The organism is Mycobacterium sp. TH-M25, assembly GCF_057473665.1.
In genome coordinates this window covers 1-6,446 of sequence record NZ_JBYCLA010000620.1, presented here as the reverse complement: position 1 = coordinate 6,446, position 6,446 = coordinate 1, and the positions used below count along the sequence as shown (strand labels likewise).

At 65.2% G+C, this 6,446-nt stretch carries 8 protein-coding genes; 4 read left to right on the top strand and 4 right to left on the bottom strand.

Features of this window, described 5'->3' with window-relative positions; genetic code table 11:
* From AC2VOU_RS20600 to AC2VOU_RS20590, 3 genes are all read right to left on the bottom strand, one after another.
* Positions 1-250 (bottom strand): acyl-CoA dehydrogenase family protein (locus tag AC2VOU_RS20600; protein WP_486959037.1); only part of this gene is annotated, 250 nt, incomplete at its 3' end.
* Entirely contained in the window at positions 235-1,311 is a 1,077-nt protein-coding gene (locus AC2VOU_RS20595; protein WP_486959036.1) for an acyl-CoA dehydrogenase family protein, read from the bottom strand. The genes AC2VOU_RS20595 and AC2VOU_RS20600, both read right to left, overlap by 16 nt.
* On the bottom strand, positions 1,311-2,561 hold the full coding sequence (locus AC2VOU_RS20590) for a cytochrome P450 (RefSeq protein ID WP_486959035.1): 1,251 nt from the start codon (positions 2,559-2,561) through the stop codon (positions 1,311-1,313). Before AC2VOU_RS20590 ends, AC2VOU_RS20595 begins: the two co-directional genes overlap by 1 nt.
* 120 nt (positions 2,562-2,681) lie before the next feature.
* On the opposite strand from AC2VOU_RS20590, the gene AC2VOU_RS20585 reads away from it, so the two are divergent.
* The 4 genes from AC2VOU_RS20585 to AC2VOU_RS20570 all read left to right on the top strand — a co-directional run bounded on the left by AC2VOU_RS20585 (position 2,682) and on the right by AC2VOU_RS20570 (position 5,757).
* Positions 2,682-3,845 (top strand): steroid 3-ketoacyl-CoA thiolase, encoded by a 1,164-nt coding sequence (locus AC2VOU_RS20585; protein WP_486959034.1) that lies wholly within the window; start codon positions 2,682-2,684, stop codon positions 3,843-3,845.
* Positions 3,846-3,850: 5 nt separating this feature from the next.
* Positions 3,851-4,225 (top strand): nuclear transport factor 2 family protein, encoded by a 375-nt coding sequence (locus tag AC2VOU_RS20580; protein WP_486959033.1) that lies wholly within the window; start codon positions 3,851-3,853, stop codon positions 4,223-4,225.
* A gap of 9 nt (positions 4,226-4,234) precedes the next feature.
* Positions 4,235-4,690 carry a nitroreductase family deazaflavin-dependent oxidoreductase gene (locus tag AC2VOU_RS20575; protein WP_486959032.1) on the top strand — a complete coding sequence of 152 codons (456 nt, stop codon included), beginning with the start codon at positions 4,235-4,237 and terminating at the stop codon, positions 4,688-4,690.
* Positions 4,691-4,770: 80 nt separating this feature from the next.
* Complete coding sequence (locus tag AC2VOU_RS20570) at positions 4,771-5,757, top strand: histidine phosphatase family protein (RefSeq protein ID WP_486959031.1); 987 nt, start codon at positions 4,771-4,773, stop codon at positions 5,755-5,757.
* On the opposite strand, the gene AC2VOU_RS20565 is transcribed toward AC2VOU_RS20570, so the two are convergent.
* Positions 5,754-6,446, bottom strand: a 693-nt coding sequence (locus AC2VOU_RS20565; RefSeq protein ID WP_486959030.1) for an SDR family oxidoreductase, incomplete at its 5' end; no start/stop codon positions are given. The two genes, AC2VOU_RS20570 and AC2VOU_RS20565, sit on opposite strands and share 4 nt — an antisense overlap.

Sequence of the window (6,446 nt, the reverse complement as noted above, 5' to 3'; positions counted from 1 at the left end):
CGTCGGCGCGATGCGCCTCGTTGACGAAGATCGACTGCTCGATCGGACCGAGGCCCAAGCCGCCGAACTCTTTTGGCCAGCCGACGCCGAGCTTGCCGTCCTGGCCCATCCGCTTGATCACCGCGCGGTAGGCCTCGTTGTGACGGTCCTTCTCCATCGCCTTCATCTCGTCGGACGAGATCAGGTTCGAAAAGTACTGCCGCAGTTCGGCTTGCAGCTGACGCTGCTCGGGGGTCAGGTCGATGAACATTGCGCTCCGCTCAGGCTGTCTTGCTGGCGATCCGATGCGCCCGGCTCCGCCGCGCTTGCGATCGCCACCAGATCGAGGCGATGTGATGGCCCGCCAAGCAGGCGAGTCAGGTCTTTGATTGTGGAGTAGTAGCGGTGCATCGGGTAGGTGATGTCCATCCCCATACCCCCGTGCAGGTGGTGACAGATCTGCATCACCCGCGGCGCCTGCGAGGCGATCCAGTAACCGAGCACATCGAGATCTTGGCCGGCGTCGAGGCCTTCACCCAGTCGCCAAATCACCGAGGTCGACGCCAAATCGATGGTCCGCGAGGCGATGTAGACCTCGGCGAGTTGCGCCGCGACCGTCTGGAAGGTTGACAGCGGCCTGCCGAACTGATGCCGCATTCCCACGTAGTCGGCGGTCAGTCGCAATGCGCCGGCCACCAGGCCGGCGGTGTAGGAACCTATCGCCGCCAGCGCCAACTGATTCACCCGCTGCGCTGTCGCCCCGACCAGCACGTCGTCCTCGGCCACCGCCACGTCGGAGAAGGTGACGACGTACTCGTCAGATCCGTTGGACGTCGGGGTTTTCGAGATCTGCACACCGTCGGCTTCGGGTGACACGAGGACGACAGCGCTGTCGGCGGTGACCAGTAGCCATTCGGCATTCGCGGCATACCCCACACCGACTTTGGTTCCCGACAGCCGGCTGTGCACGAAGGTAGTCGCTGGCCGATCCGGAAGCGCGGTGCCGGGCTCGTTGAGTGCGGCGGTGAGCACCGACCCCTTGGCGACGCCTGCGAGGTAGCGGTCTTGCTGCCCACCGGAAGCCAAGTCCAGCAACGGAATCGCACCAAGTCCGATGGTGGCCAGCGCCGGGCTGATCAAGCCGTGTCGACCGATCTCGGTCAGCGCCGTGGCGATCTCCGGCAGGCCGACACCGTCGCCGCCGGCACGCTCGGGCACCGGCAAGGCCGTCACACCGCCGGCGACCAGCGCCTCCCACGTGTTGGCCCGGTCGAGAACCGAGGTGACGACATCGGCAACGGCCTGCTGCTCAGGATCCGGCGTGAAGTCCATCAATTCACGACCGCACTCTTGCCGGAGTAGTCGACGTGCCAGTGCTTGATGCCGTTGAGCCAGCCTGACCGCAGCCGCTCCGGCTCGCCGATCGGCGTGAGATCGGGCATGTGGTCGGCCACCGCGTTGAAGATCAAATTGATCGTCATCCGGGCCAAGTTGGCGCCGATGCAGTAGTGCGCACCGGTCCCGCCGAAGCCGACGTGCGGATTCGGGTCGCGAAGGATGTTGAAGGCAAATGGATCGTCAAAGACCTCGTCGTCGAAGTTGGCCGAGCGGTAGGACATCACCAGCCGCTGACCCTTCTTGATCTGCACGCCACCCAACTCCAGATCGTCGTTGGCGGTGCGCTGGAAGGCGCTCACCGGCGTCGCCCACCGGACGATCTCGTCGGCGGTCGTGGACGGCCTTTCCTTCTTGAAAAGCTCCCACTGATCCGGGTTGTCGGCGAACGCGATCATGCCGTGGGTGATCGAGTTCCGAGTGGTCTCGTTCCCGGCCACCGCGAGCATGATGACGAAGAAGCCGAACTCGTCGTCGGAAAGCTTCTCACCGTCGATGTCGGCCTGGATCAGCGTGGTGACGATGTCGTCGGTCGGGTTTTCGTTGCGCTCGGCCGCCATCGCCATCGCATACATGATCAGTTCCATCGACGACTGCGCCGGGTCGACGTCGGCGTATTCAGGGTCCGTGCCGCCGGTCATCTCGTTGGACCACCGGAACAACTTGTCGCGATCTTCCTGCGGCACCCCCAGCAGGCCGGCGATGGCCTGCAGCGGAAGCTCACACGACACCTGTTCGACGAAGTCGCCGCCGCCCGACGCCGCCGCTTCCTTGGCGATGTTCTGGGCACGCTGGGCCAACTCAGCCTCGAGCCGGCCGATGGCTCGCGGGGTGAACCCGCGGGCAATGATCTTGCGCAGCCGGGTGTGGTGCGGGGCGTCCATGTTGAGCATGACGCTGCGCTGCAGTTCGACCTGCTCGCGCGTCATCTCCGGCGGCCACGTCGGGATCGCGCCGTTCTGCCAACTGGAGAAGACGTCGCTGCGGCGCGAGACCTCCTTGACGTCGGCGTGCTTGGTGACCAGCCAGTAGCCGTTGTCTTCGAACCCTCCGCAGCCGTCGGGAACGCTGACCCAGTGGACCGGGTCGGACTGGCGTAGCGCGGCGAGTTCGTCCACCGGAAGTCCGGCCAGGTTGACGTCCGGATCGAGGAAGTCGAAGTCGGCCGGGATGCTGAGGGGTGCCATATCGGATCTCCTGAACTACAACGTGTTCTAGTGCCAGTAAAACATGCTCTCACCGCAGACCAAAAGGTGCGCACGCATCGTCGCTTGTCAGAGTAATGAAACGTGTTCTAGCCTGACCGCATGGGTAACCCGGTAATCGTTGAAGCCACTCGTAGCCCGATCGGCAAGCGCGCCGGTTGGTTGTCCGGACTGCACGCCACCGAGCTGCTAGGTGCAGTTCAGAAGGCCCTCGTGGATAAGGCCGGTATCGATGCCGGCGAGGTCGAGCAGGTCATCGGCGGCTGCGTGACGCAGTACGGCGAACAGTCCAACAACATCACCCGCGTCAGCTGGCTGGTCGCCGGGCTGCCCGAGCAGGTCGGCGCCATGACGGTGGACTGCCAGTGCGGCAGCAGTCAGCAGGCCAACGGCCTGATCGCCGGCCTGATCGCAGCGGGTGCCATCGACGTCGGCATCGCGTGCGGCATCGAGGCGATGAGCCGCGTCGGGCTAGGCGCCAACGCCGGCCCCGACCGTGGCATTCTGCGGCCCGCGTCGTGGGACATCGACCTGCCCGACCAGTTCACCGCCGCCGAGCGAATCGCCAAGCGTCGCGGCATCACCCGCGAAGAGATCGACCAATTCGGTTTCGACTCGCAGCGCAAGGCCAAGCAGGCCTGGGCCGAGGGCCGCTTCGACCGCGAGATCAGCGGCATCGAGGCGCCGGTGCTCGACGAGAACAAGCAGCCGACCAGCGAGCGGCACATTGTCAGCAAGGACCAGGGTCTGCGTGACACCACGCTGGAGGGCCTGAGCCAGCTCAAGCCGGTGATCGAGGGTGGGATCCACACCGCGGGCACGTCGTCGCAGATCTCCGACGGGGCGGCCGCGGTGCTGTGGATGGACGAGGACAAGGCGAAAGCGCTCGGGCTCAAACCCAGGGCCCGCATCCTCAGCCAGGCACTGGTCGGCGCCGAGGCCTACTACCACCTGGACGGTCCGGTGCAGTCGACGGCGAAGGTGCTGGAGAAGGCCGGTATGAAAATGGGTGATATCGACATCACCGAGATCAACGAAGCGTTTGCCTCGGTGGTGTTGTCCTGGGCGAGGGTGCACAACCCCGACATGGACAAGGTCAACGTCAACGGCGGTGCGATCGCACTGGGTCACCCGGTGGGCAGCACCGGCAGCAGGCTGATCACCACCGCGCTGCACGAGTTGGAGCGCACCGACCAGACCACCGCGTTGATCACCATGTGCGCGGGCGGGGCGCTGTCGACCGGCACCATCATCGAGCGGATCTAGCGCCGGTGGCGGTGTCTGACGCGGAGCGCATCGCGGCGGCGCAGTCCTACATCGACGCGCTGGCCAGCCACCGCGGCGATGCCGTCCCGTTCGCACCGGACTGCGTTCGTTTCGAAATGGGCATCAAAACCGGGCTTTCCGGAAATCACTTGCGCCGCAGCCTGAATCGCGGCCCCCAGTTCCGGATCATCGAAGCCTGCACCCAGCCCGAGTTCGCGGTCGACGGCGACCGGGTACGCGCCCAGTTCGATGTGATCACCAAACCGGCGCTGGCCGGGCGTCGGGTGTGCGCCCACGTCGACGAGACCTTTGTGATCGTGGATGGCAAGATCCGCCACATCAACGCTCGGATGCGGCCGTTCATCCAGCATCGCCGATAGGGGGACCCGATGGCCAATCCGCCACGCGCACTCAACTCCGCCGGCACCGGCGTCCTCATCAAATGGATGTCACGCATCAACACCTGGGCCTACAAGGTGTCCGGCGGGAAGGTCGGCGGGAAGTTCCTGCAAGGCGCACCGGTGGCGCTGCTGACCACCATCGGCCGTAAGAGCGGCGAGGCGCGAGTGAGTCCCCTGCTCTTCCTGCGCGACGGCGACCGCATCGTCTTGGTGGCCTCACAGGGCGGGCGGGCCAACAATCCGATGTGGTACCTGAACCTCCAGGCCAACCCACAGGTGACCGTGCAGGTCAAAAAAGAGGTTCTGCGGCTCACCGCCCGCGACGCCACCGAGGCCGAACGCGCACAGTACTGGCCGAAGCTCGTCGCGATGTACTCCTCGTTCGAGGACTACCAGTCCTGGACCGAGCGGGTCATCCCGATCGTCATCTGCGACCCGGCTTAGCCGAAGCTGCGATTGGCTTAAACAGCCAGCTCGACTGCGATAGGTTGACGCTCACCAGCGGAGCGGCATCGGGAGCAGTGGTGACTAATCGGTATCGCTACGTCGCTGTCGGACTGCTTTCGACGGCGATGTTCTCCATGGGTTCGGCGTTGGCGTGGGCTGACGACGAATCGATCATCCTCGACTTGGTCCGTCACGGGGAGTCGACGGCCAACGCCGCGGGCATCATCGACACGGCGCCCCCCGGGGCGGCGCTCGACGCGACCGGCGAAGGCGAGGCCTCCACCGTCGCCAACTCGATCATCGCGGAGTACGGGACCAACATCGCCGGGATCTACGACTCGCAGGAGCTGAGAACCCAGGAGACCGCGCAACCGCTCTTGACCGCGCTGAGCAGTCTGACTCACGAAGACGTGACCGCCCAGACACTACCCGGGCTCGACGAGATCGATGCGGGCGTTTTCAACGGTGATCCGACAAACAGCCTCGAGGGCATCCTGTACGTCCTCGGCCCGGTTTCCTGGGTGCTCGGATCAGACCTGGTGCCAGAGTTGGGCGACCCCAGCTTGAACGGGGTCGTCCTAGACCAAGCGTTCAGCGGCGCCCTTCAAACGATCTACGACAACACCGTCGGCGGCGCCGCCACCAGCCTCAATGACGTGGCGTTCTCCAGCGAAGGCGCGATCACCGTCTGGACACTGATGAACGTCAACAACCCTGACTTTTCGGCCCTGCTGACAACGTATGAGGACACCGGCCAGCTGCTGCCCAACACGGGCCAGGTCGTCGTCGAAGGCAGTCCCGGCGACTGGACGCTGGTCAGCTACGACGGGATAGCGGTGCCGCAGAACCCGGGACTGGCCACGGAGTTGTTCGTCGACTTCCGCAACCTGACCGAGGCGCCACAGTTCGCCGGCTACGACATCTACGAGGCTCTGCTGACCGGCGATACCGCGACGATCGATGCCGCGCTGCAGACCGGCCTCACCCAAGTGGACGCGGCGCTGAGCCAATTCCCGGTCGAGGTGTTCGATCAGGTCGTCACCGCACTGGGCGGCAGCGTCTAAGCCCCGTACACCGGAACTGGCTTACGTGACTTGGCCAGCAGATCGGCGACCACCGGACCCAACTCGGCGGGATCCCAGCGGGCGCCCTTGTCGATCTGCGGCCCATGAGCCCAGCCCTCGGCGACGCGGATCTTGCCACCCTCGACCTCGAACACCTGGCCGGTGATGTCGCGAGATTGGTTGCTGCCCAACCACACCACCAGCGGCGCGACGTTCTCCGGCGCCATCGCGTCGAAGTCGTCGTCCTGGGTGGACATCATCTCGGCGAACACGGTCTCGGTCATCCGGGTGCGGGCCGACGGCGCGATCGCGTTGACCGTGACGCCGTAGCGGCCCATCTCCGCGGCACCGACCAGCGTCATCGCCGCGATGCCCGCCTTGGCCGCGCTGTAGTTGCCCTGGCCGACGCTGCCCTGCAGACCCGCGCCCGAGCTGGTGTTGATGATCCGCGCGTCTATTTCTTCTGGGCTTTTGCCTTCTTTGCTCAGGCTTCGCCAATAGGACGCGGCGTGTCGCATCGCGGCGAAGTGGCCCTTGAGGTGGACCGCGATCACGGCGTCGAACTCTTCTTCGCTGGTGTTGGCCATCATTCGGTCGCGCACGATGCCGGCGTTGTTGACCAGGATGTCGAGACCACCGAAGGTGTCGACGGCAGTCTGGATCAATGCTGCGGATTGGTTCCAGTCCGC

Bases quoted from the DNA above. Each gene is read 5' to 3' on its own strand.
- AC2VOU_RS20595 (WP_486959036.1), bottom strand. From the start codon at position 1,311: ATGGACTTCACGCCGGATCCTGAGCAGCAGGCCGTTGCCGATGTCGTC.
- AC2VOU_RS20590 (WP_486959035.1), bottom strand. From the start codon at position 2,561: ATGGCACCCCTCAGCATCCCGGCCGACTTCGACTTCCTCGATCCGGAC.
- AC2VOU_RS20585 (WP_486959034.1), top strand. From the start codon at position 2,682: ATGGGTAACCCGGTAATCGTTGAAGCCACTCGTAGCCCGATCGGCAAG.
- AC2VOU_RS20575 (WP_486959032.1), top strand. From the start codon at position 4,235: ATGGCCAATCCGCCACGCGCACTCAACTCCGCCGGCACCGGCGTCCTC.